The following is a 298-nucleotide window of genomic DNA, read 5'->3' as shown; positions in this document are numbered from 1 at the left end:
CGAGTGGCCGCCCAGCTCGAAGAAGTTGTCGTGGCGCCCCACCGCGGGGATGCGAAGCACCGCGCGCCAGGACTCGGCCAGCCGCTCTTCCAGTCCCGAACGAGGCGGCTCGCGCTGAGTCGACGCGTGCGCATCCGTCATCTCCGGCGCAGGGAGCGCGCGACGGTCGACCTTGCCGTTGGGAGAGAGGGGGAGCGAGTCGAGGAAGACGAAGGCGGGGGGCACCATGTACTCGGGAAGCTGGAGTCGCAGGTGCGCACGCAGGGCGTCGAGAGTCGGAGGCGTGCCGGAGGGAACG

At 70.8% G+C, this 298-nt stretch carries 1 protein-coding gene; it reads right to left on the bottom strand.

Features of this window, described 5'->3' with window-relative positions; genetic code table 11:
* Nucleotides 1–298, bottom strand: a 298-nt coding sequence (locus tag JGU66_36160; protein MBJ6766210.1) for a hypothetical protein, incomplete at both ends; no start/stop codon positions are given.

This window comes from Myxococcaceae bacterium JPH2 (assembly GCA_016458225.1).
Classification (GTDB): Bacteria; Myxococcota; Myxococcia; order Myxococcales; family Myxococcaceae; genus Citreicoccus.
The sequence above is the reverse complement of the archived record's forward strand: the minus strand, read 5'-3'. Positions and strand labels throughout refer to the sequence as shown.